Raw genomic sequence first — 22,777 nt, 5'->3', positions numbered from 1 at the left:
GGGCAGGCATTGGTTCAGGCTACCTTACGGCGTCCCGGCTTCCGGCTTAGCGGAAGTCCGAGCCGTGGTCGTAGTCGTCCATCGAGATGGCACGGAATTCAGGCGACAGCCCGCCTTCCAGTGCATCGTCGTACAGGCCGGAGGAGAAGGCCGAGGTGCCGGTGAACAAAGTTGCCTTTGCTTCATCGGTTGGCTCGACGTTGACCTGGGTGTAGCGGTCCAGACCGGTACCGGCCGGGATCAGCTTACCGATGATCACGTTCTCCTTCAGGCCGCGCAGCGGATCTTCCTTGCCTTCCATCGCGGCCTGGGTCAGGACGCGAGTGGTTTCCTGGAAGGAAGCAGCCGACAGCCACGAATCGGTGGCCAGCGAGGCCTTGGTAATGCCCATCATCTCGTCACGGCCGGCAGCAGGACGCTTGCCTTCCGAGACAGCCTTGCGGTTCGCAGCGGTGAAGCGCGAACGATCGGCCAGCTCGGCTGGAAGCAGGTCGGTGTCGCCGGACTCGATGACGGTGACGCGGCGCAGCATCTGGCGGACGATGACTTCCACGTGCTTATCGTGGATGCCTACACCCTGCGACTGGTACACATCCTGGACCTCGCGGACCAGGAACTTCTGTGCCTCACGCGGGCCGAGGACTCGAAGAACCTGCTTCGGATCCAGGGTACCGCTGGTCAGCTGGGTACCGGCAGCAATGCTTTCGCCCTCTTCAACCAGCAGGCGGGCTCGACGCAGAACCGGGTAGGCCTGCTTCTCGTCGCCGTTGTCCGGGGTGACCACAACACGCAGCTGCTTCTCGTCGTCTTCGATCGACACGCGACCGGCGACCTCGGACATCGGAGCCACACCCTTAGGGGTACGGGCTTCGAACAATTCCTGGATACGAGGCAGACCCTGGGTGATATCGTCAGCCGATGCCACACCACCGGTGTGGAAGGTACGCATGGTCAGCTGGGTACCAGGCTCGCCGATGGACTGCGCGGCGATGATGCCCACAGCCTCGCCGATGTCCACGGTCTTGCCGCTGGCCAGCGAACGGCCGTAGCACAGCGCACACGTTCCAACAGCCGAGTCGCAGGTCAGCACGGAGCGGACGCGGATCTCGTCCACGCCTGCAGCGTACAGCTCGTCGATCAGCACGTCTCCGACATCCGAGCCGGCGGTAGCCAGCACGTTGCCTTCGGCGTCCTTCACGTCGGCAGCCAGCGTACGGGTGTACGCCGAGTTCTCCACGGTCTCGTGCTTGACACGGATGCCGGCGGAGTTGTCCGCGATGGCAACGGTCAGGCCGCGCTTGGTGCCGCAGTCCTCTTCGCGAACGATGACATCCTGCGAAACGTCGACCAGGCGACGGGTCAGGTAGCCCGAGTTCGCGGTCTTCAGCGCCGTATCCGCCAGGCCCTTGCGGGCGCCGTGGGTAGCGATGAAGTACTCCAGAACCGACAAGCCTTCGCGGTACGAGGACTTGATCGGGCGCGGGATGATCTCGCCCTTGGGGTTGGACACCAGACCACGGATACCCGCGATCTGACGCAGCTGCAGGTAGTTACCGCGAGCCTTGGAAGTCACCATTCGGTTAATGGTGTTCAGCTCTTCCATGCCGTTCTTCATCGCCTCGGCAACCTCGTCGGTAGCCTTGGTCCAGATGTCGATCAGGTCTTGGCGGCGTTCGGTATCGGCAATCAGGCCCTTGTCGTAGGAAGCCTGGACCTTGGCGGCCTTCTCCTCGTATGGAGCAAGAATTGCGGTCTTGTCCATGTTCGAGGTGATGTCCGAGATCGCCACGGTGACACCCGAACGGGTCGACCAGTAGAAACCGGCGTCCTTCAGGTTGTCCAGGGTGGCAGCTGCAACGATCTTCGGGTAGCGCTCTGCCAGATCGTTCACGATCTCCGAAAGCGCATCCTTGCCGGCCACGGTGGCAACCCATGGGTAGTCCGCAGGCAGGGTGTCGTTGAACAGCACCTGGCCGAGCGAGGTCTCCAGCAGTGCCGGGGTACCTGGCTCCCAGCCCTCAGGGGCTGGCTGGTCTGCGGAAGGAACGAAGTTCTCCACGCGGACCTTGATCGGTGCGTTCAGGTGCAGCTCGCCCAGATCCTTGGCCATGATGGCCTCGGAAACGGTGGCGAATACTCGGCCGGCGCCCTTTTCGTTTGGACGCTTGGTGGTCAAGTGGTGCAAGCCGATGATCATATCCTGCGAAGGCTGTGCCACTGGGCGGCCATCGGAAGGCTTCAAGATGTTGTGCGAGGACAGCATCAAGATGCGTGCTTCAGCCTGGGCTTCTGGGCTCAGCGGCAGGTGCACTGCCATCTGGTCGCCGTCGAAGTCGGCGTTGAACGCGCCGCAGACCAATGGGTGCAGCTGCAGGGCCTTGCCTTCGATCAGCTGTGGTTCGAAGGCCTGGATGCCCAAGCGGTGCAGGGTCGGTGCACGGTTCAGCAGTACCGGGTGCTCGGTGATGATCTCTTCAAGGACATCCCACACCTGCGGACGGTAGCGCTCAACCATGCGCTTAGCCGACTTGATGTTCTGTGCGTGGTTGAGGTCAACCAGGCGCTTCATCACGAACGGCTTGAACAGCTCCAGCGCCATCTGCTTCGGCAGGCCGCACTGGTGCAGCTTCAGCTGCGGGCCGACCACGATGACCGAACGGCCCGAGTAGTCGACGCGCTTGCCCAGCAGGTTCTGGCGGAAGCGGCCCTGCTTGCCCTTGAGCATGTCGCTCAGGGACTTCAGCGGACGGTTGCCTGGACCGGTGACCGGACGGCCGCGGCGGCCGTTGTCGAACAGCGAGTCAACAGCTTCCTGCATCATGCGCTTTTCGTTGTTCACGATGATCTCAGGCGCGCCGAGATCAAGCAGGCGCTTGAGGCGGTTGTTGCGGTTGATCACGCGGCGGTACAGGTCGTTCAGGTCCGAGGTGGCGAAACGGCCACCGTCGAGCTGGACCATTGGGCGCAGTTCTGGCGGGATCACCGGAACAGCGTCGAGGACCATGCCCTTGGGCGAGTTGCCGTTGGCCAGGAACGCGTTGACGACCTTCAGTCGCTTGAGGGCGCGGGCCTTCTTCTGGCCCTTGCCGTTCTCGATCACGGTCTTCAGCTCTTCAGCTTCGGCCGCCAGGTCGAAGTTCTCCAGGCGCTTCTGGATGGCTTCTGCACCCATGGAGCCCTCGAAGAACAGTCCGTACTTCTCACGCATGGTGCGGTACAGGCCCTCGTCGCCTTCCAGGTCGGCGACCTTCAGGTTCTTGAAGCGCTCCCAAACCGCACGCAGGCGCTCGGCCTCGGCCTTGGCGCGCTTGTCGATCTGCAGAACAGTCTTCTCGGCCAGGGTGCGTGCCTTGTTCAGCTCGGCGTTCTTGGCGCCTTCTGCTTCCATGCGCTCCAGCTCGGCTTCCAGGTCGGCTGCAACAGCCTTCTTGTCGGCTTCCGCGTTGTTCGCAAGGTTGCGCAGCTCCAGGTCGTGCTGGGCCTGCAGGTTCGGCATCTCGGCGTGACGACGTTCCTCGTTCACGCTGGTGATCATGTAGGCAGCGAAGTAGATGACCTTTTCGAGGTCCTTCGGAGCCAGATCAAGCAGGTAGCCCAAGCGCGATGGAACGCCCTTGAAGTACCAGATGTGGGTCACTGGGGCTGCAAGCTCGATGTGGCCCATGCGCTCACGGCGTACGTTCGCGCGGGTCACCTCGACGCCGCAACGCTCGCAGATGATGCCCTTGAAGCGCACGCGCTTGTACTTGCCGCAGTAGCATTCCCAGTCGCGGGAAGGGCCGAAGATCTTTTCGCAGAAAAGACCGTCCTTCTCCGGCTTCAGGGTGCGGTAGTTGATGGTTTCCGGCTTCTTGACCTCGCCGTAGCTCCAGCCACGGATTTCATCCGCGGTGGCAAGGTTGATTCGCATGAGGCCGAATGAGGAATCGCTGGACATATGGTCCTTTTCTCTCTTCTGTGGTGTCTGAAGTCGATACGAATGAGGTTGGAAATGTGCCGCCGCTGCCTGCAGGTCCTGCAGGCAGGGCGCCAGATTACACTTCCTCTACGGAGTTCGGCTCCGACCGTGAAAGGTCGATGCCCAGCTCTTCAGCGGCGCGGAACGATTCCTCGTCCGACTCACGCATTTCGATAGTGTTGCCGTCGGTACCGAGTACCTCGACGTTCAAGCACAGCGACTGCATTTCCTTGATGAGCACCTTGAACGATTCTGGAACACCAGGCTCTGGAACGTTCTCGCCCTTGACGATAGCTTCGTAGACCTTCACGCGGCCGTGGATGTCATCCGACTTGATGGTCAGGATTTCCTGCAGCGTGTAAGCGGCACCGTATGCTTCCAGTGCCCAAACTTCCATTTCACCGAAGCGCTGGCCACCGAACTGGGCCTTACCGCCCAGCGGCTGCTGGGTGATCATGGAGTATGGACCGGTGGAACGGGCGTGGATCTTGTCGTCCACCAGGTGGTGCAGCTTCAAGATGTACATGTAGCCCACGGATACCGGATCCGGCAGCGGGTCGCCGGAGCGGCCGTCGAACAGCTTCGCCTTGCCGGAGTTGCCAATCAGGCGCACGCCGTCACGGGTCTTGTTGGTCGAATCCAGGATGCCGCGGATCTCTTCTTCCGAAGCGCCATCGAAGACCGGGGTTGCCACGGTGGTGGAACCGGTTTCGCGAGGCAGGTTCGGCAGCGCGCTGACCCATTCAGGCTCGCCCTCGATCTTCCAGCCCTGCTTGGCAGCCCAGCCCAGGTGGATTTCCATTACCTGGCCGACGTTCATGCGGCCTGGAACACCCAGCGGGTTCAGGATGACATCCAGCGGGGTGCCGTCTTCGAGGAATGGCATGTCCTCCAGCGGCATGATGCGCGAGATGACGCCCTTGTTGCCGTGGCGGCCTGCAAGCTTGTCGCCAATGGAGATCTTGCGCTTCTGCGCAACGTAAACGCGGACCAGCTGGTTGACACCAGGCGACAGGTCGTCGTCGTTGTCGCGGTCGAAGATGCGCACGCCGATCACGGTGCCGGACTCGCCGTGCGGAACCTTCAGCGAGGTGTCGCGCACTTCGCGGGACTTCTCGCCGAAGATGGCACGCAGCAGGCGTTCTTCCGGGGTCAGCTCGGTCTCGCCCTTAGGGGTGACACGGCCAACCAGCACGTCGCCGGCCTCGACCTCTGCACCGATGTAGACGATGCCGCGGTCATCGAGCTGCGAGAGGATGTCTTCCGAGACATTCGGGATGTCGCGGGTGATTTCCTCGGCACCCAGCTTGGTATCGCGGGCGTCGACCTCGTGCTCTTCGATGTGGATCGAGGTGAGCACGTCGTCGAAGATCATGCGCTGTGAGAGGATGATCGCATCCTCGTAGTTGTAGCCTTCCCAGGACATGAATGCCACGAGCAGGTTCTTGCCCAGCGAGAGCTCGCCCGAGTCGGTCGACGGACCGTCGGCGATGATCGACTGGTACTCCAGGCGGTCGCCTTCCGAAACGCGCACGCGCTGGTTGTAGGCGTTGCCCTGGTTGGAGCGGGCGAACTTCATGATCGGGTACATCGACTCGGTGCCGTCATCGTTCATGACGACAACCAGGTCAGCCGAAACCTCGGTGACCACGCCAGGCTTGGATGCGACCACGGAGTCGCCGGCGTCAACTGCGGCGAACTTCTCCATGCCGGTACCCACCAGCGGGCGCTCGGACTTCAGCAGCGGCACAGCCTGGCGCTGCATGTTGGCGCCCATCAGTGCGCGGTTGGCGTCGTCGTGCTCGAGGAATGGAATCAGCGCGGTAGCGACCGACACCATCTGGCGAGGCGAAACGTCCATGAAGGTCACTTCATCGGCGTCGACGATGACAGGTTCGCCGCCACCGCCCTTTTCGCGAACCAGCACGGTGTTTTCGACGAAGCGGCCGTTCTCATCCAGCGGCGCGTTGGCCTGCGCGATGTAGTGTTGCAGCTCGTCGTCCGCGGTCAGGTATTCGACCTCATTGGACACCAGGCCGTTGGAAACCTTGCGGTACGGGGTCTCGATGAAGCCGAAGGCGTTGATGCGGCCGTAGGTAGCCAACGAACCGATCAGGCCGATGTTCGGGCCTTCGGGGGTTTCAATCGGGCACATGCGTCCGTAGTGCGAAGGGTGCACGTCTCGGACTTCCATGCCTGCGCGGTCGCGGGACAGGCCGCCCGGGCCCAGAGCCGACAGGCGGCGCTTGTGGGTCAGGCCGGCCAGCGGGTTGTTCTGGTCCATGAACTGCGAGAGCTGCGAAGTACCGAAGAACTCCTTGATCGCTGCCACCACAGGGCGGATGTTGATCAGGGTCTGCGGTGTGATCGCCTCGACGTCCTGCGTGGTCATGCGCTCGCGCACAACACGCTCCATGCGGGACAGGCCGGTGCGGACCTGGTTCTCGATCAGTTCGCCCACAGCGCGGATGCGGCGGTTGCCGAAGTGGTCGATGTCGTCGACGTTCACAGGAATATCGACGATCTCGCCCTTGCGGGTACCCTGGACAGTCTTCTCGCCTGCGTGCAGTGCAACGAGGTAGCGGATCATGGCCACCAGGTCGTCCAGCGACAGCACCGAAGCGTTCTCGGCGTTGACCGGAGTCTCCACGCCCAGCTTGCGGTTGAGCTTGTAGCGGCCGACCTTTGCCAGGTCGTAGCGCTTTGGCTCGAAGTACATGTTCTTCAGCAGTGCCTGGGCAGCCTCAACCGTAGGAGGCTCGCCTGGACGCAGCTTGCGGTAGATGTCCAGCAGGGCTTCGTTCTGATCCTTGATGCTGTCCTTTTCCAAGGTAGCGCGCATCGAATCGTACTGGCCGAACTCGGACAGGATCTGCTCTTCGCTCCAGCCCAGGGCCTTGAGCAAGACGGTGACCGACTGCTTGCGCTTGCGGTCAAGGCGTACGCCGATCTGGTCGCGCTTGTCGATTTCCAGCTCGAACCAAGCACCACGCGATGGGATGATGCGTGCCGAGAAGATCGTCTTGTCACTGGTCTTGTCCGGCGCGGACTCGAAGTATGCGCCTGGGGAACGAACCAGCTGGGAAACAACGACACGCTCGGTGCCGTTGATGATGAAGGTGCCCTTTTCGGTCATCAGCGGGAAATCGCCCATGAACACGGTCTGCTGCTTGATTTCGCCGGTTTCATTGTTCATGAATTCGGCCTTGACATACAGCGGTGCCGCGTAGGTGGCGTCGCGGTCCTTGCACTCAGCGATCGAGTACTTTGGATCAGCGAACTCCGGATCCGAGAAGCTCAAGGACATGGTGTCCTGGAAGTCCTCGATCGGGGAGATTTCCTCGAAGATTTCTGCCAGGCCCGAGGTGTTGGGCACGCTGAAGTCGCCAGCGGCTTCTGCCTTGGCCAGGCGCTCTACCCAGTTCTGGTTGCCGACGAGGCGGTCAAAGCTCTCGGTCTGCAATGCCAGCAGGTTAGGCACTTCAAGGGGTTCGTGAATCTTTGCAAAAGAAAGTCGGCCAGCGTATGCAGCATCGCGAGCCGAACTAGCGGTTTGGTTGTTAGGGTTGCTCGAGGCGACCAAGATGGATCCTTCCAAAGACCGTCAGGTTTCCGAACGCTTACCGTGCTAAGGTTCCTGCCATAGGACAGTTCCTCTTTTTCGTCCGCACGAACCCACCGCTATATGAAGGCCGCGCGCGCAAACAGCAAGGCGCAAATTTCTACTCTACCGGAGGAAAATCCGGTTGTCGATACTCGGTGCAGAAATTCGTGCTATAGTTTTCGCCCCCACTTTCGCCCAGTCCCCCATTTCGTCGCCTCGCCTCAGCTCCGTCACGAATCCTGGCGTGATCGTTCCACGGGAACCTCACGCATTTTCCCAACTGATGCGCGAGTTTGCGCCGGTTGCCCAGAAAAGCTGAGGCTCGGGATGCGTTGAAAGCATGATTCATATTCCGGACATCCGGCATCGCTATGCGTTTTGTCACATCCAAGTTCGAAGAGTTCCAAAACCATCAAGATCCGGGATTCCAGCGTCCCGGTAAGCTTCGCTGCGAACCTTACCTGGTCATCCGGGAACGTTGTACCGCTTTTTCCCGAGCAGGTAAGAAGCGTCCACGCCGTCGTGTGTCCGGTGGCTTCTTCCAGGGCCACTAGCTATGATCGAGCAAACATCCACGGTTAGGAGACGAAGTGAATAAGCTGCAATCAGATGAAGCACTGACCCGAGTCACCCTCGACGCCTCGCGCAGGAACATCCCGATTGAGATTGTCCCTCGCGACAAGGTCCGTTCTCTGGAAGAGGCAGCGGACGCCATGGGTATCTCGACCTCGGCACTGCTCAAGACACTGGTGATCAAACGCGCGGATGGCACCTTCGTCTTCGCGCTCATTCCCGGTGGACGGAAACTTGATTGGGCGAAGCTTCGTGGCGTCATGGGAGTCAACAAGCTCTCGCTGCCATCCTCCGATATCGCTTGGGATGTCACGCACTACGAGAGCGGAACGATCACTCCTTTCGGCTCCCACACGGTACTGCCGGTATACGTCGATGCCAGCGTCTTCGAAGAGCCTGTTCCAGAACAGATCGGATTGGGCAGCGGAGACCGCGCTCATGGGCTACTCGTTCGCGCCAAGGATTTGGTTAGCGGATTTGATGCCACGATTGCTGATATTTCGACTCCGGAATAACCAGCCCAGGCTTGGCAAATATTTTCTTGGTCGAAGCCTGCGCTGCAGTCAATCCCCTGATCGTTGCGTTGCGCAGCGGCAGCCCCAATGGCTGCTCGACGAAGCGTGCCACCAGGTAGGCGATGACCAGCATCAGCACCAGCACACCGGCTAGCAGGACGTACTTGTTCACGGCACCGTGCAGCTGGTCGATCAGCCACCAACCCCACAACTGGTGCACCAGGTACAACGGGTAGGTCAGGGAACCTGCCACTGCGAGCCACTTGCCCTGGACGTTCTTGAGCGGGGTCAGGGTACACGCTGCCAGCAGGGCCACGCACAGTACGGTCAGCAGCTGGAAATGCCAAGCGGGGATATCCAGGCCTGAGAGCAAGTCCGCGTCATTGCGCCCCTTGATGCCGGTAAAGAATGCTGCGATGGCCGTATTGGCAACGACCATGAACCACCGCAGAAGGCTATGGCCGCTTTGATAGATCAAGAAGAGCACCATACCGGCCGCGAACAATGCCGCATACTGTCCTGCGATCCATTCCTGAAGCTTGTCCAAGCTGGTGAAATGCAGGTACAGGCCCAATGCTGGCCAAACAGCCGAAAGCACAAGGATGTGCTTGTTCTTCACGAAGCCCAAGGACAAGAGCACGGCGAGCAGCACGTAGAAACGCAACTCGACCCACAGTGTCCAGTAGACGCCGTCCATATCGGTGATGCCGAATCCAGCCTGCATCATGGTCAGGTTGGGAAGAATATCGCTGGCTGACCTGCCTTCGTTACCGGAGGGCCAGATGCGAAGGGAGAGTACTGCCGCTGCGATCACCGCGAGCCAGTACGCCGGGTAGAGCCTTCCGACGCGCGAACCGATGAAGCCAATGACGTTCTTCCCCTGGAGGGACATCAGGATCACGAAGCCCGATATCAGGAAGAACAGCTGGACGCCCAGCTGTCCATAGCGGGTGAATTCGGAAAGCACCGGCCAGAACTCGGCAGCTTGCGTTCCCCAATGATCGTGTCCCCATGCGGTGTAGTGGTAGAGCACGACAATCAGCGCAGCAGTGATTCTCAGGGCGTCTAGGAGCCCTAGGCGCGGTGCTGGCTTCTGGGTCTGGGTAGCGACGGTTTTTGGCACATTTTCACTGTAAACAATGAACTTGAATGAACCCTGTTAATAGAAACGTTATAAAACTATTGGTATCAATTTCCCAACTTAACGGCCAAAGGCCCACAGACTTTCGTCTGTGGGCCTTTGGCAATAAGTTGCGAGTGACCGCTGAACTTACTTAACGGTGACGGTTGCGCCGGCAGCTTCCAGAGCTTCCTTAGCCTTCTCGGCTGCGTCCTTGGCAACGCCTTCCAGCAGAGCCTTTGGAGCGCCGTCAACGAGCTCCTTAGCTTCCTTCAGACCCAGGGAGGTGATGCCGCGAACTTCCTTGATGACTGCGATCTTCTTGTCGCCAGCCGATTCGAGGATTACGTCGAATTCGGTCTTCTCTTCAGCAGCAGCTTCGCCGCCGCCAGCTGGACCAGCAACTGCAACAGCAGCAGCGGTTACGTCGAAGGTCTCTTCGAATTCCTTAACGAACTCGGACAGTTCGATGATGGTCATTTCCTTGAATGCGGAAAGCAGCTCTTCGTTGCTGAGCTTCGCCATGATGGGCGTCCTTTCGGTTTTTGGCCTTGAGGGCCGATGAATTTGGGTTTACGTTGCGAGAGAACTCGAAAGCTTAGGCTTCTGCCGGAGCTTCCTCGGCAGCTTCGCCACCGTTCTCTTCGAGCTTTGCACGCAGAGCTTCGACAGCGCGGGCAGCAGCGGAAGCTGGAGCCTGCAGCACTGCTGCAACGCGGGCGAGCTGAGTTTCGCGGGATTCCAGCGCAGCCAGAGCAGCGATGCCGCTCTGATCCAGTGCCTTGCCTTCGAACCAACCGGTCTTGATGACCAGCTTGTCGTTAGTCTTGGCGAATTCCGTGAGGCTCTTAGCGGCAGCAACTGCGTCGCCCTTGATGAAGGCGATTGCGGTTGGACCAGAAAGCTGCTCATCGAAAGCATCGATGCCAGCGTTCTTCGCTGCGATTGCGGTCAAGGTGTTCTTCACGACTGCGTACTTGGTCTCCTGACCAAGCGAGCGGCGCAGATCCTTGAGCTGTGCAACGGTAAGCCCACGGTATTCGGTCAAGACAGCCGCCGACGAATCGTTGAATTCCGCAGTGATTTCTTCAATCGCTGCAGTCTTGCTTGGGGTTGCCATAACACTCCTTCCGGGGATTTGTTCGGTACCGTTTCAAAACCGGCGAGGCCATAAAAATAGCCCCGCGCAGGAGCACAGGGCGTTTCAACTTATTCAAAGTCAAAAAATCTATGTAACCTGCGTTGGTCATCCTTGCGGATCCTTAGGAACAAATGGAAACCAGATGTTCAACCGACGGTCTTCGGTAGTTCCAGTTTATAGGAGCAGTCGACGCGACAGCAAATCAATGCCGGAAGCATCCCCATGATCCTGGTCACTGGGAAGATAAAAATTAGAATGGCGGGACTCGTTTGCCCGCGCTTGGGGAACGCTGGCAACAAGCCCCGCCGACATGAAAGTCTTGGGGAAACTTTCGTGCCTCGCCCGCGTAGGGCCTTGGGGGATCCATACGCGGACGACCGAATACTCGGTAGTCAAAGCTTATCACCGGCGGCCGCCCGGCATGAAACGCAGACATGCTTTCGTGTGCCGGCAGCGAAGGAAGTTATTGGCTTAAAAGTTGAGGGAGCATGCCGAATTTCGACATGCTCCCTCAAACTAGCTAGCTACTAGGCTTAGGCCTCAACGCGGGTTACGTTCGCGTCAACAGGAATACCTGGACCGAAGGTGGTAGCGATGGTTGCCTTAGAGATGTAGCGGCCCTTCGAAGCCGAAGGCTTCAGGCGCAGAACCTCGTCCAGGGCTGCTGCGTAGTTCTCGGTCAGCTGCTTTGCATCGAACGAAACCTTGCCAATGATGAAGTGCAGGTTCGAGTGCTTGTCGACGCGGAAGTCGATCTTGCCGCCCTTGATGTCGGTGACAGCCTTGGCCACGTCCATGGTCACGGTGCCGGTCTTAGGGTTTGGCATCAGGTTACGAGGACCCAGAACCTTACCCAAGCGGCCAACCTTGCCCATCAGGTCAGGGGTTGCAACTGCTGCGTCGAAGTCGGTCCAGCCGCCCTGGATCTTTTCGATCAGGTCGTCCGAGCCAACAAAGTCGGCGCCAGCTTCACGAGCTGCTTCTGCCTTGTCGCCGTTAGCGAAAACAACCACGCGGGCGGTCTTGCCGGTGCCGTGTGGAAGGTTCACGGTACCGCGAACCATCTGGTCAGCCTTGCGTGGGTCAACACCCAAGCGGAAAGCAACCTCAACGGTCGAGTTTGCCTTGTCGCCTGCGATCTCCTTGGCCAGGGCGATTGCCTCGGCTGGAGCGTAGAACTTGTCCGCGTCGATCTTAGCCGCGGCGGCTACGTATGCTTTGCTGCGCTTTGCCATCTGCGTTATCTCCTTATGCAGTCGTGGTCATATGGACCGCGCCCGGTCCTGCCACGGGCGAATCGATCAACGGATCGAAACGCCTTAGATTAAATTCTTTGTTGCTGTTCACGAGGTGAATAGCGGAAGGCGCAATTAGCCTTCTACGGTCACACCCATGGAGCGGGCGGTGCCGGCGATGATCTTGGCTGCAGCAGCCAGATCGTTGGCGTTCAGGTCAGCCATCTTGGAGTTGGCGATTTCCTCGACCTGTGCCTGGGTCAGGTTGGCGACCTTGTTGGTGTGCGGGACACCCGAGCCCTTGGCGATGCCAGCGGCCTTCTTGATCAGCTCAGCTGCAGGCGGAGTCTTGGTGATGAAAGTGAACGAACGGTCTTCGTATACGGTGATTTCAACTGGAATCACGTTACCGCGCTGCGACTCGGTCGCTGCGTTGTAAGCCTTGCAGAATTCCATGATGTTGACGCCGTGCTGACCAAGGGCTGGACCGATTGGAGGAGCTGGGTTAGCAGCACCTGCCTGGATCTGCAGCTTGATGAGTCCGGTGACCTTTTTCTTTGGGGCCATGTCGGGTCCTTCTACTCTTGCGTTTCCCGCAGCACAGGAGCGTGGTACGGGGATCTGGCTGTCGTGGCGCGACAGCCAACCGTGCTCTCACATCGATAAGCGACCGATATGGAGCACGAAGACTTAATACTACTGGATCTTGGTGACCTGGTTGAAGTTCAGGGTCACTGGGGTTTCGCGTTCGAAGATCGAAACCAGCACGACCAGCTGAGCGGCATCCAGCTTGATTTCCGAGATGGTTGCCGGCATCGTCTCGAACGGTCCGTCGTTCACGATGACCGATTCGCCAACTTCGAAATCAACCGTGACCTCAGTAATTGGAGCACGGCCTGGCTTCGAAGCCGACGGCTGCTCTACCGGATCAACGATGGTGTGCTCCAGCATGGAGAACACTTCATCAAGGTTCAATGGGTTTGGATCGTGGGCGTTGCCAACGAATCCGGTGACACCTGGAGTGTGGCGAACAACACCCCACGAAGCGTCGGTCAGTTCCATGCGAACCAGGACGTAGCCCGGAATGCGCACGCGACGAACGATCTTGCGTTGGGTGTTCTTGACCTCAACGACCTCTTCCATTGGAACCTGGATGTCAAAGATGTACTCATCCATGTCCTGGGTCTGGATACGGGTCTCGAGGTTGACCTTCACGCGGTTTTCATAGCCAGCGTAGGTGTGGATCACAAACCAGTCACCCGGAAGGCGACGGAGCTTAGCGCGGAATTCTTCCTTGAGCTTTGCTACGTTGTCTTCAGCTTCGGCTTCGTTGTCGTCGCCTTCAGCTTCTTCAGCTGCGCCTTCGGAAACCTGAGCGTCTTCAGCGTCCTGTGCTGGTGCTTCGGTTGGGTCGATGCCAGCTTCAACAGCTGGCTCTACCTGATCGCCGGCGGCTTCAACGAACTCGTTATCGACCTCGTCATTAATCTGCGGTTCGAGTTCCTTGTCGGACACTGCAGCTCCTGCTTTCTTTGACTGAATGACACTAAATTGCCTCGGGGTAATCATACCGCCGAGGCAAAAAAATTACTGTTCTACCTTGTTGGTGAACAGGAGGATCGACCCCTGCCCGAAGACGAAGTCCAGGGCCGTCACGATCAGCATCACCACGACTACGAAACCGACAACAACCAGGAAGTAATTCACCAGTTCGCTGCGGGTCGGGGTGACGACCTTTTTAAGTTCTGCGATTACCTGACGGAAAAACAAGAAGATCCGGGCAAAGAAACCCAACTTCTGTCCACCCTTACCGGAGCTGAGAGCAGATTCGGTCATGTTCTTCCTCGTTTCAAAAATTTGGCCAGTTGAAACAATCACGGTGTGCCATAGTCTATTCGACTGCAACACACCGTGATGAGATAATTCGCTAAGCGATAAATCGCTATTGCGCAGGGCAGACAGGACTCGAACCTGCAACCTGCGGTTTTGGAGACCGCTGCGCTACCAATTGCGCCACTACCCTTCGGAGCTTTTTACCGCTCCCACCTAGAACATCTTAGCGGATAAAACTTCCTGCTTTGTCCGTTGCGATGTCTCGGCAACGAGAAATAACTTTACGCAACGAAATCGGAAATGTCGAACTGACAACCTCCGGTGTGGCGCAGAACGCATTCCCGGACCCCGATTTGCACCTTATTGTGTCATTTTCAAGATTGTGATGCTGAAGTGCAGGGTCGCAAACTAAACTGAGGTGTAACAGCTGTCCCCATAGATTTCAGGACGAATCCCCAATGTCTCGCATTTCTCGCCGCATCGGCGCAATTTCCGAATCCGCGACTCTCGCAGTAGATGCCAAGGCGAAGGCTCTTAAAGCAGCAGGTCGACCAGTCATCGGTTTCGGTGCCGGTGAACCTGACTTCCCAACCCCTGACTACATTGTCGAAGCAGCAGTCAAGGCAGCCCAGGATCCGAAGAACCACCGGTACTCCCCTGCTGCCGGTCTTCCCGAGCTGCGCGAAGCAATCGCCACTAAGACCATGCGCGATTCGGGTTACGCACTGAACGCCAACCAGGTTCTGGTCACCAACGGCGGCAAGCAGGCGGTGTACAACACGTTTGCCACGCTGCTTGATCCAGGCGACGAGGTCATCGTTCCAGCGCCCTTCTGGACCACCTATCCTGAAGCCATCCAGCTTGCCGGAGGCAAGGCTGTATCGATCTTCGCCGGTCCAGAGCAGGGCTACAAGGTGACCGTCGAACAGCTCGAGTCCGTGCTGACCGAACGCACCAAGGTGCTGCTGTTCGTTTCCCCATCGAACCCGACCGGTGCGGTGTACACCCCAGAGCAGGTCCGCGAGATCGGCCAGTGGGCCGCATCCAAGGGCCTGTGGGTCGTTACCGATGAAATCTACGAGCACTTGACCTACGGCGATGCCTCTTTCAGCTCCATCGCGACCTTGGTCCCGGAGCTCGAAGATCGAGTTGTCATTCTCAACGGCGTCGCAAAGACCTACGCCATGACCGGCTGGCGCGTGGGTTGGATGGCAGGTCCACTGGATGTCATCAAGGCGGCCACCAACCTGCAGTCCCACGCGACCTCGAATGTTTCCAACGTCTCGCAGCGCGCCGCATTGGCAGCCGTTGCCGGGCCGCTGGATGCAGTCAACGAAATGAAGGTCGCCTTCAACCGCCGCCGGCTGGCCATCGTCGAGTCGCTGAACGCAATTGACGGACTGCACTGCCCAACCCCGGAGGGCGCGTTCTACGCCTACTCGGACGTGCGCGGATTGCTGGGTCGCGAGATCCGCGGAGTTGTGAACAACACCAGTGCAGAACTGGCGGCCTTCATCCTGGAGCACGCAGAAGTTGCCGTCGTTCCAGGTGAAGCGTTCGGCCCGTCCGGATACATCCGCATGTCCTATGCGCTCGGTGATGCAGACCTTGAAGAAGGCGTCGCGCGGATGGCCAAGCTGCTGGGCGAAGCCAAGTAAGCGAGACTCACCACGCAAGAAGCCGGGGAATCCACCACGATCATGGATTTCCCGGCTTCATTGTTTTTCCGCAATGCTGTTCAGAGGATCTTGCGGTCAACGGCCCAACGGGTGAGCTCATGCCGGTTTGATAGCTGGAGTTTGCGCAGCACATTTGAGACATGGGATTCCACGGTCTTCACTGAGATGAACAGCTCCTTGGCAACTTCCTTATAGCTGTATCCGCGGGCGATCAGCCGCATGACCTGCAATTCGCGGTCGGACAGCAGATCGAGTTCTTCATCAATTTCCGCCACCGGCGCGCTGCTGCCAAAGGCGTCCAAGACGAACCCTGCCAAGCGTGGCGAGAACACGGCATCTCCCCCGGCCACGCGCCGCACCGCATCAGAAATCTCCGCCCCGGAAATGCTCTTGGTGACGTACCCGCGGGCACCGGAACGAATAACCGTCACGACGTCCTGCGCCGCGTCGGAAACGCTCAATGCCAGAAAGCGCGTTGATCCCAGCAGCCCGGTGCAGCCCTTGAGCACTTCGGCCCCGCCGCCGCCGCGGCCGCCGGGCAGATGCACGTCCAATAGCACCACATCCGGCTGCTGCGCGCTGATCACCTCAATGGCGTCTTCCACGGTGCCGGCTTCGCCGACAATCTCGATATCCTGGGCCAAATCGGCACGTAATCCGGAGCGGAAGATGGCATGGTCATCCACCAGCACTACTCGGTACAGCCCGGAGGCGTTTTCTGCGCTCATATTCCTATTCTTCCTCCATGTCCAATGGCATGCTCAGCTGCACTTCAGTTCCGGATGCGCCGCTGCGGATCTGTGCCGTGCCGCCTGCGCGTTCCATGCGGCCAATGATTGATTCCCTGATGCCGTGACGATCCGCCGGTATTCCTTCGATGTCAAAACCGGTGCCGCGGTCGCGCACATACACTTCTACTTGCGCGGCCGAGCATTCGATGAAAACTGAAATCTTGCCATCAGCATGCTTGGCCGCGTTCATCATGGCCTCGCGGCTAGCGGCCACCAGTGCCTGCTGTCCGGCAAAGCCCTGCGCATTGCCTACCGAAACGACTTCAACATCGCGCAAGAGCAACTGTTCAATGTGGCTTGCCTCGTGCTGGATCTCAACGATGACGTCTTCGTCATCAAGGTCGTGGTTGCCATACAGCCATTGGCGCAGTTCACGTTCCTGGACACGTGCCAGGGTCCTCACCGCAGCCGGGTCTTCACTGCGTTTTTGAATCACCGCCAAGGTTTGCAAAACCGAATCATGCAGGTGAGCGGCGAACTCGGCTCGTTGGGCCGCAGCCTGCCGAGAGCTTCGTTCAGCGATGAAATCCCGCCATAGCCGGGTGCCCCAAGGAAGCAAGACAACGGTCGCGCCGACGATAATCGCCAAAGCCGCCCACAGGCCGCCGAGCAGGTCCGCGGCACCGACAATGTTTCCCAGCAAGGCCAGCAGCCCGCCGATAACCAGGACCAGCCCAAAGGCCAAGCGCAGCAGCAACGGCAGTGCCAGACGTTTCCTGCCCTCGGTGATTCCCTCATCGAATTGGATCCAGGCCAGCACAATGCCAGCAATAATGGACAAGGAAGGCCAGATCAGATCCCAGCGGATATTCCAGCCGGTCCATTGCCCGAAGGCCAGGACGGCGAGCGCCAGCAAACCCGCACCGATTAGCGTGTCACGCCAGGTGGAGTTCCTTTCCCACCCTTCGCGTGGCCGGAAAATGCCTTGCTGCACTCGGTTCATCTCTTCAGCAAGGCTGCGAGACCTGGTGCCCCAGGAGCGGAGCTCGTCCGCGTGCGCTTCTTCTGCGCTCGGGACGAATACCCAGAGCCAGGCATAGAGCAGTATGCCGACGCCGCCTAAAACGGACAGTCCCAGAAACCCCAGCCGGACGTACTTCAGCGGCAGATTCAGATGCTCCGCGAGGCCGCCGCAGACACCAGCAACGAGCCGGTTTTCGCTGCGAACCATCAAACGTCGTTCAGGACTTTCCATGGTTCTAAGTCAAGCACGTTCTTGGCGATTCTTCGCGGTTGATCACCGGATCTAGGGGCACCCCTAGGGGAAGTTCAGGGTATCCCCTCATAGCGCTGGACCCCGGCAACGCGAGAACATTGAACTATGAATAACGAAGGGTCTCAACGTCGTCGCGGCATATACGAACAGCTGCGCAAATCACCGGTCACCCGCCAGGACTCGCAGTGGCTCGGCGGCGTCGCAACTGGCGTGGCCGATTATTTCAAGGTCGATGTGGTCCTGATCCGCGGCATCTTCGTGGTGCTCGGTGTCCTCGGCGGCTTGGGCATGGTGCTCTACGGTCTGGCTTGGGCATTGCTGCCTGATGCCGCTGGAAAGATGCATCTGGAAAGTGCAGTGAATCGCAACTGGACCAGCGGCATGACCGGCGCAGTCATCATCTTTGCGTTTGGCATCTTCCCGGCTCCCTGGTTCCTGGATTCGCTGGCACCGATCTTGTGGCCCGTGGCAATTGTCGCGGCCATCGCATTCATCATCTTCAGCAGGAAAAACACCCGATTTGCGCGGCCGGACGGGGCCCGAAAGACGGCGCCAACCGGTACCAGTCCTGCCGCCTCGCCCAAGCCTGCCAGCAAGACCACGGCGCTGGAGCATCCATGGCGTGGAGATGGCACCCAGAGTTTCAATGCAAGCGCGGCGAACCGGTTCGCGGCCGGTAATCCAGATGCGCCAACCAAGGAGCACCCCATGAGTTCAGATGATTCTGGCCCCATACGCCAGCACGAGAATAGCTACTCACCAGATCCTGCATACACCAAGGCCTACAACCCCAAGGTGAATCGCAAGCCGATCATCCACCCGATTCCGGGATGGCTTGGAACGACCGTCTTCGGCCTCACCGTGCTGGTGATCGCTGTGGTCATGCTGGCCGATTACTTGGATATCGTTGCTTTGCCTGGTTCGGGCTGGACGGTGGCCTTGGCTTGCGGACTGCTGCTGGTTGGGCTCGTCATCGTCCTGGCCGCGCTTTCCGGGCGCACCAGTGGAGGCCTCTTGGGCTTGGCAATTCCTCTGCTGGTGTTGACGGTGATCTTCTCTGTAACGTCCTTCGGTGATTCAACCCGCGGGTTCGTTCGCTCGGCAACCGGAGACGACAGCCAGTACAGTGCAGCATTCAGCAGCTCCACGGTAGACCTGACCCATTTGGGCACGATTACCAAGCCCACTACGGTAGAGATCGACTCCGTATTTTCCAAGCTGGACCTGCTCCTGCCGGAGAATGTTCCGGTGAAGGTACAAACCGAAGGCGCGTTCCTATCCGGCATGGACTTGGAGCTGCCTCAGGATCTGCGGACCTTGCCCGGCGATGCACCAACGCTGACCGTTGAAGTCGACGGCGCTTTTTCCTCCTTCTCCACCAGCGTCGATACTCCCACCATCCTGAACCCCAGCAACAAGGATTTCTAAGGACTGAGCTTCATGAATTCTTCTTCCACTCCAGCTAGAAAATTCCCTACCGGAACCTTGGTCTTCGGGCTGATCATGATCGTTGTCGCCCTGGCATCGCTCAGCCGACTGGTTCTGCAATGGAGTTTCGACATGCCGTTGTTCTTCATCACCATCGTCGCGTTGGCTGGTGTTGCCATGATCTTCTCCGGTCTGGCCGCGGCCGGCAAGGCCCGGAAATCCGCAGCTGAACCACCTCTGCCCACGGACCCCAACCTCTAAGTTTCCACGCTTTTCCAACTATTAGGAGTTATCTGATGGACGCATTCTTCAACTCGCTTCGTTCCATGCCGCTTCGCCGCGGACCAGGCCGCTTGGCCGGCGGCGTCGCCGGAGGCATTGCCTACAAGTTCGGATGGGATGTCACCTTGGTGCGCATTGCGTTGCTGCTTTCGTTCCTGCTCCCGGTCATGGGCATTGCCGCATATATTCTGGCGTGGATCCTGATCCCGGCACAGGACAACACCATCATCTTGCAGAACTGGCTGCGCAAATTCTAAGTTCTGGTCCCGACCGGCCAACTCGGCGAACGAGGCTTGGCGCCATGATCCGGCTAGGGCGGGTCTCACGCACATCCGTGACGTGAGACTCGCCCTAGTGGCTTTAAGCACGTACAATGGCACGCAGAGTAGATGCTCAATGGCGCGCGGATATTGAATGACATCCGAATGGAAATCCTTATTGTCGCAGCTATATCGGGAGCCTGCTTGCTCCAGCTGCTGCACAAGGCTTTCCCTTTACTAAGCGAGGGCCAATGCGCATTGGAATCATGACCTCGGGCGGCGACTGCCCAGGTTTGAACGCTGTTATCCGCGGAGCGGTACTGAACGGCATCAAAAGCTACGATTACGAGTTCGTCGGTTTCCGCGACGGCTGGCGTGGCGTCAAGGAAGGCGACTACTTTGATCTTCCCCGAACCGCTGTGCGCGGCATCGCCAAGCAGGGCGGCACCATCTTAGGCACCTCGCGCACGAATGCGTTCGAGGGTGAGCTCGGTGGCGCCGAGAACATTTCCAAAGTCCTCAAGTCCAATGGCATCGATTCGCTGATCGCCATCGGCGGCGAAGGCACGCTCGCCGGCGCCCAGCGCCTTTGCGAGGCGGGCCTGCCTATCGTTGGCGTCCCCAAGACCATTGACAATGACCTGGACGCCACGGACTACACCTTCGGTTTCGATACCGCCAACCAGATCGCCGTCGAAGCCATCGACCGCCTGCGCACCACCGGCGACTCGCACCACCGCTGCATGGTCGCTGAAGTGATGGGCCGGCACGTGGGCTGGATTGCCCTGCACGCGGGCATGGCATCCGGTGCGCACGCCGTACTCATCCCGGAGGTATCCACCACCATGGAGCAGATCTGCCAGTGGGTGAACGAAGCCCATGAACGCGGACGCGCCCCATTGGTGGTTGTCGCCGAAGGCTTCGTGCCCGAAGGCATGGAAGAGGCCTTCTCGGTACGCGGCCTCGACTCCTTCGGCCGTGCTCGCCTTGGCGGCATTGGCGAGATGCTCGCGCCAGTGATCGAGGAACGTACCGGCATTGAAACGCGTGCAACCGTGCTGGGGCATATTCAGCGTGGCGGCGTGCCTACGGCTTTCGACCGTGTCCTTGCCACCCGTTTGGGAATGGCAGCTGTGGATTCCATTCACGCCGAGGCATGGGGAACCATGGTGGCATTGCACGGCACCAAGGTGCTGCGCGTGCCTCTGCGGGCCGCCTTGAACAACCTCAAGCGCGTGCCCATGGAACGCTACGAAGAAGCCGCTGTGCTCTTCGGCTGATCCTGGAGACGCAACAAGGGCGTGGGGTGAAATGCCTTGGAAAGCATTTCACCCCACGCCCTTGTCGTTGGCTTCTAGCCTTGGGGCGGAGTCCTCAGGAACCCGGTAAAGCGCCCAGCGACCTGGCCGGCATCGGTAGCCACAATGACTTCCTGCGTCGCCGGATAGCTCGTTTCACCATCAATCACGGCCAATTCCGCTTCCGGATCGACGTTGCGCTTGACCACGGCCAAGGCGATGGGCCCGGCTTCATAATGCAAGGTCGCGGAAGTAATCCGGCCTACCGTGCGTTCTCCCAGCTTCACTTTGGCGCCGGCGGCAGGCAACGTGTGCATGGAACCGTCAAGGTCCAAGAACACCAGTCGGCGCGGCGGGTGGCCAATGTTGTGCACGCGGGCAATCGTTTCCTGGCCCTTGTAGCAGCCCTTGTTCAAATGCACCGAGGTACGCAGCCAGTCCAGCTCGTGGGGAATGGTCTTGTCGTCGATCTCAGCGCCGAAACGCGGTTCCCACGCGGCAATGCGCAAGGCTTCGACAGCCATCATGCCGGCTAGTTCTTCGTCACCTACGGCTTCGGCCAGATTCTCCAGCTCCACGATGTGCAAGAACCATGGACGTTCCTTGCCTGGGTGGTCTTCGCGGGAATAGGCCCACCCGCCCTCGGTAATGCCTGGCCATGGGTTCTCCCAGACCAGCGATCCAGCGGTGCCGATCTTGCGGGTAGCTGCCAGCACGCCATAGCTGGAGGAAAGGTCATTGACCTCAACGCGCAGCATGAAGCGCATCGAGTTCAAGAACTGCTCCAACGCTGCCCCGGCGCCCGGTTCAACAATCAGCAGCAATTGGTCTTCGGCGGCGAGCACCTTCATCTCGTGCTCAATCCGACCCTGGACCGAAAGCAACAGCGCCTGGGTGCTGCCCCCTGGGTTCAGATGGGAAATTCGCTGGCTGCTGAGCGTATCGAGCCAGCTCTGCCGATCCTCGCCCCGGATCTCGACAACGTCGAAGTGGCTCAGATCGGCAACTGCCTGGCCCTCGGCGAGCTTGCGTGCTTCACGGGTCGGCGCGCCGTAGTGGGCTGCGACACCGGCATCAACACCGCCAGCTTCCACAGCCCCAGCGCGATCGAGCAGAACTGAACGGTATCCAGCGGCCATGATCAGTTCGCCGTCCCTTCGGCCGTGACACGCTTGAGCGCCGCGGAGGCGTGCGCCTGGAGGTCCATATTGCCCTTGGAGACATCCCAGCGCCAGAACAGCTCGCCATTGACCAGACCGTAGATGCGAGTGGACGATGCGTAAGCCTGGGCATTCTTGCTGCGCAGCAGGCTCTCGGTGGCAAGCTGAATACGCGGCCCATCAATCAGGCCGTAATACAGCTCTGAGATGCCATCAGGCCGGACGATATGCGCCTGGATCTTGAAGCCGTCCTCGGTGTGCAGCTTCTGCACATCGTCAGCCGAACGCAATACCGGGAAGATATCCCCCGGCACCATGCCAGGACCCGCATCGGCATCCTGCTGTTCGCGGTCCAGCGACCAGAATCCGGATTCAACCGCCAGGATGCGCAGCTTCGTGCCATCGGCTTCTGTCAGCCAGGCTTCGCTGCGGTATTCAAGGTAAGGGCCGCCAAGGTCGCGGAAGATGACTTGCTGCCAGAAGTACTCGTCCTCGGCTTCGCCTTCGCCAAGACGGCCGGCACCTTCCCAGGTGCCAATGAGCCAAGCGAAAGGTACAAGTTCCGGGGTGAGGTCCGTAGGTAGGTCAAAGGCCATGGACTACTCGCTCCTAATTTAGTTAGTGATGAAAAGAAAACAGCGCACACGTTGTTGTGTGCGCTGTTTCTACTTCTGGCCCTGGAAG

General features: G+C 59.4%; 19 protein-coding genes and 1 tRNA gene. 6 read left to right on the top strand and 14 right to left on the bottom strand.

Features of this window, described 5'->3' with window-relative positions:
- Nucleotides 1–46: 46 nt before the first annotated feature.
- Nucleotides 47–3,937: a DNA-directed RNA polymerase subunit beta' gene (locus ANI01nite_RS05300; RefSeq protein ID WP_038992206.1), complete on the bottom strand. Its 3,891-nt coding sequence runs from the start codon at nt 3,935–3,937 to the stop codon at nt 47–49.
- A 97-nt stretch (nt 3,938–4,034) separates the two neighbouring features.
- Complete coding sequence (rpoB, locus tag ANI01nite_RS05295; RefSeq protein WP_038992208.1) at nt 4,035–7,541, bottom strand: DNA-directed RNA polymerase subunit beta; 3,507 nt, start codon at nt 7,539–7,541, stop codon at nt 4,035–4,037.
- A gap of 611 nt (nt 7,542–8,152) precedes the next feature.
- Here rpoB and ANI01nite_RS05290 point away from each other — a divergent pair.
- Nucleotides 8,153–8,650: an aminoacyl-tRNA deacylase gene (locus ANI01nite_RS05290; RefSeq protein WP_073705895.1), complete on the top strand. Its 498-nt coding sequence runs from the start codon at nt 8,153–8,155 to the stop codon at nt 8,648–8,650.
- Here the strand turns inward: ANI01nite_RS05290 and ANI01nite_RS05285 are convergent.
- The 8 genes from ANI01nite_RS05285 to ANI01nite_RS05250 form a co-directional block, all read right to left on the bottom strand.
- Nucleotides 8,604–9,773 carry an acyltransferase family protein gene (locus ANI01nite_RS05285; protein ID WP_141356559.1) on the bottom strand — a complete coding sequence of 390 codons (1,170 nt, stop codon included), beginning with the start codon at nt 9,771–9,773 and terminating at the stop codon, nt 8,604–8,606. The genes ANI01nite_RS05290 and ANI01nite_RS05285 overlap by 47 nt on opposite strands.
- Nucleotides 9,774–9,920: 147 nt before the next feature.
- Complete coding sequence (rplL, locus tag ANI01nite_RS05280; protein WP_066140753.1) at nt 9,921–10,295, bottom strand: 50S ribosomal protein L7/L12; 375 nt, start codon at nt 10,293–10,295, stop codon at nt 9,921–9,923.
- A gap of 73 nt (nt 10,296–10,368) precedes the next feature.
- Entirely contained in the window at nt 10,369–10,890 is a 522-nt protein-coding gene (gene rplJ / locus ANI01nite_RS05275) for a 50S ribosomal protein L10 (RefSeq protein ID WP_038992211.1), read from the bottom strand.
- Between the two features lie 554 nt (nt 10,891–11,444).
- A complete protein-coding gene (gene rplA, locus ANI01nite_RS05270; RefSeq protein WP_038992212.1) occupies nt 11,445–12,146 on the bottom strand; it encodes a 50S ribosomal protein L1 in 702 nt (233 codons plus the stop codon).
- A 135-nt stretch (nt 12,147–12,281) separates the two neighbouring features.
- A complete protein-coding gene (gene rplK, locus ANI01nite_RS05265) occupies nt 12,282–12,713 on the bottom strand; it encodes a 50S ribosomal protein L11 (protein WP_066140756.1) in 432 nt (143 codons plus the stop codon).
- Between the two features lie 129 nt (nt 12,714–12,842).
- Nucleotides 12,843–13,661, bottom strand: a complete 819-nt coding sequence (gene nusG, locus ANI01nite_RS05260) for a transcription termination/antitermination protein NusG (protein ID WP_038992214.1) — start codon at nt 13,659–13,661, stop codon at nt 12,843–12,845.
- A 72-nt stretch (nt 13,662–13,733) separates the two neighbouring features.
- Nucleotides 13,734–13,982 carry a preprotein translocase subunit SecE gene (gene secE / locus ANI01nite_RS05255; RefSeq protein ID WP_038992215.1) on the bottom strand — a complete coding sequence of 83 codons (249 nt, stop codon included), beginning with the start codon at nt 13,980–13,982 and terminating at the stop codon, nt 13,734–13,736.
- A 114-nt stretch (nt 13,983–14,096) separates the two neighbouring features.
- Nucleotides 14,097–14,169: transfer RNA gene (locus ANI01nite_RS05250), tRNA-Trp, on the bottom strand.
- A gap of 268 nt (nt 14,170–14,437) precedes the next feature.
- Here ANI01nite_RS05250 and ANI01nite_RS05245 point away from each other — a divergent pair.
- Nucleotides 14,438–15,637: a pyridoxal phosphate-dependent aminotransferase gene (locus tag ANI01nite_RS05245; protein ID WP_038992216.1), complete on the top strand. Its 1,200-nt coding sequence runs from the start codon at nt 14,438–14,440 to the stop codon at nt 15,635–15,637.
- Between the two features lie 80 nt (nt 15,638–15,717).
- Here ANI01nite_RS05245 and ANI01nite_RS05240 read toward each other — a convergent pair whose 3' ends face one another.
- The gene (locus ANI01nite_RS05240) at nt 15,718–16,386 is read right to left on the bottom strand and encodes a LuxR C-terminal-related transcriptional regulator (protein ID WP_066140762.1); all 669 of its coding nucleotides are present in this window, start codon (nt 16,384–16,386) and stop codon (nt 15,718–15,720) included.
- 4 nt (nt 16,387–16,390) lie between these two features.
- Nucleotides 16,391–17,644 carry an ATP-binding protein gene (locus ANI01nite_RS05235; RefSeq protein WP_073705891.1) on the bottom strand — a complete coding sequence of 418 codons (1,254 nt, stop codon included), beginning with the start codon at nt 17,642–17,644 and terminating at the stop codon, nt 16,391–16,393.
- A 126-nt stretch (nt 17,645–17,770) separates the two neighbouring features.
- On the opposite strand from ANI01nite_RS05235, the gene ANI01nite_RS05230 reads away from it, so the two are divergent.
- The 4 genes from ANI01nite_RS05230 (at nt 17,771) to ANI01nite_RS05215 (ending at nt 20,915) form a co-directional block, all read left to right on the top strand.
- Nucleotides 17,771–19,093: a PspC domain-containing protein gene (locus ANI01nite_RS05230; protein ID WP_141356557.1), complete on the top strand. Its 1,323-nt coding sequence runs from the start codon at nt 17,771–17,773 to the stop codon at nt 19,091–19,093.
- 12 nt (nt 19,094–19,105) lie between these two features.
- Complete coding sequence (locus tag ANI01nite_RS05225) at nt 19,106–19,354, top strand: hypothetical protein (RefSeq protein ID WP_141356555.1); 249 nt, start codon at nt 19,106–19,108, stop codon at nt 19,352–19,354.
- Between the two features lie 35 nt (nt 19,355–19,389).
- On the top strand, nt 19,390–19,632 hold the full coding sequence (locus tag ANI01nite_RS05220) for a PspC domain-containing protein (RefSeq protein ID WP_141356552.1): 243 nt from the start codon (nt 19,390–19,392) through the stop codon (nt 19,630–19,632).
- Between the two features lie 254 nt (nt 19,633–19,886).
- Nucleotides 19,887–20,915 (top strand): 6-phosphofructokinase, encoded by a 1,029-nt coding sequence (locus tag ANI01nite_RS05215; protein ID WP_141356550.1) that lies wholly within the window; start codon nt 19,887–19,889, stop codon nt 20,913–20,915.
- Nucleotides 20,916–20,989: 74 nt separating this feature from the next.
- Here the strand turns inward: ANI01nite_RS05215 and ygfZ are convergent, their stop codons facing one another.
- On the bottom strand, nt 20,990–22,072 hold the full coding sequence (gene ygfZ / locus ANI01nite_RS05210; protein WP_141356548.1) for a CAF17-like 4Fe-4S cluster assembly/insertion protein YgfZ: 1,083 nt from the start codon (nt 22,070–22,072) through the stop codon (nt 20,990–20,992).
- A 2-nt stretch (nt 22,073–22,074) separates the two neighbouring features.
- A complete protein-coding gene (locus ANI01nite_RS05205) occupies nt 22,075–22,689 on the bottom strand; it encodes a heme-binding beta-barrel domain-containing protein (protein ID WP_066140775.1) in 615 nt (204 codons plus the stop codon).
- Nucleotides 22,690–22,777 lie beyond the last annotated feature (88 nt).

This window comes from Glutamicibacter nicotianae (assembly GCF_006539525.1).
GTDB classification, from domain to species: domain Bacteria; phylum Actinomycetota; class Actinomycetes; order Actinomycetales; family Micrococcaceae; genus Glutamicibacter; species Glutamicibacter nicotianae.
This window is presented reverse-complemented; position numbering and strand designations above follow the sequence as displayed.

Bases quoted from the DNA above. Each gene is read 5' to 3' on its own strand.
- ANI01nite_RS05300 (WP_038992206.1), bottom strand. From the start codon at position 3,937: ATGTCCAGCGATTCCTCATTCGGCCTCATGCGAATCAACCTTGCCACC.
- rplL (WP_066140753.1), bottom strand. From the start codon at position 10,295: ATGGCGAAGCTCAGCAACGAAGAGCTGCTTTCCGCATTCAAGGAAATG.
- rplJ (WP_038992211.1), bottom strand. From the start codon at position 10,890: ATGGCAACCCCAAGCAAGACTGCAGCGATTGAAGAAATCACTGCGGAA.
- rplA (WP_038992212.1), bottom strand. From the start codon at position 12,146: ATGGCAAAGCGCAGCAAAGCATACGTAGCCGCCGCGGCTAAGATCGAC.
- rplK (WP_066140756.1), bottom strand. From the start codon at position 12,713: ATGGCCCCAAAGAAAAAGGTCACCGGACTCATCAAGCTGCAGATCCAG.
- secE (WP_038992215.1), bottom strand. From the start codon at position 13,982: ATGACCGAATCTGCTCTCAGCTCCGGTAAGGGTGGACAGAAGTTGGGT.
- ANI01nite_RS05245 (WP_038992216.1), top strand. From the start codon at position 14,438: ATGTCTCGCATTTCTCGCCGCATCGGCGCAATTTCCGAATCCGCGACT.
- ANI01nite_RS05240 (WP_066140762.1), bottom strand. From the start codon at position 16,386: ATGAGCGCAGAAAACGCCTCCGGGCTGTACCGAGTAGTGCTGGTGGAT.
- ANI01nite_RS05235 (WP_073705891.1), bottom strand. From the start codon at position 17,644: ATGGAAAGTCCTGAACGACGTTTGATGGTTCGCAGCGAAAACCGGCTC.
- ANI01nite_RS05230 (WP_141356557.1), top strand. From the start codon at position 17,771: ATGAATAACGAAGGGTCTCAACGTCGTCGCGGCATATACGAACAGCTG.
- ANI01nite_RS05225 (WP_141356555.1), top strand. From the start codon at position 19,106: ATGAATTCTTCTTCCACTCCAGCTAGAAAATTCCCTACCGGAACCTTG.
- ANI01nite_RS05220 (WP_141356552.1), top strand. From the start codon at position 19,390: ATGGACGCATTCTTCAACTCGCTTCGTTCCATGCCGCTTCGCCGCGGA.
- ANI01nite_RS05215 (WP_141356550.1), top strand. From the start codon at position 19,887: ATGCGCATTGGAATCATGACCTCGGGCGGCGACTGCCCAGGTTTGAAC.
- ygfZ (WP_141356548.1), bottom strand. From the start codon at position 22,072: ATGGCCGCTGGATACCGTTCAGTTCTGCTCGATCGCGCTGGGGCTGTG.
- ANI01nite_RS05205 (WP_066140775.1), bottom strand. From the start codon at position 22,689: ATGGCCTTTGACCTACCTACGGACCTCACCCCGGAACTTGTACCTTTC.